General features: G+C 36.4%; 1 tRNA gene. It reads left to right on the top strand.

The features are described from left to right. The first annotated feature begins 11 nt into the window (after positions 1-11). Positions 12-85 (top strand) — tRNA-Ile (locus CCAND38_RS02360). Positions 86-236: the final 151 nt, after the last annotated feature.

Below are 236 nucleotides of genomic sequence, written 5' to 3'. Positions count from 1 at the left end.
TAAAAAGATGCAGTCTCATAGCTCAGCTGGTTAGAGCGCTACACTGATAATGTAGAGGTCGGCAGTTCGAGTCTGCCTGGGACTACGAATTATGTTTTATGCTTAAAGCTTGTTGCTTATAGCTATAAAAAGGTTCATTGATATTAATATTGAAAGGAAATTTTAGAGGTTGTTGCTTTTAAGATAGGTAAGAGTTTTGGGATTGATATAAACTATTCCCTATTGCCTAACCCCTA

The sequence above is a fragment of the Capnocytophaga canis genome (assembly GCF_000827555.1).
Lineage (GTDB): Bacteria > Bacteroidota > Bacteroidia > Flavobacteriales > Flavobacteriaceae > Capnocytophaga > Capnocytophaga canis.
This window is presented reverse-complemented; position numbering and strand designations above follow the sequence as displayed.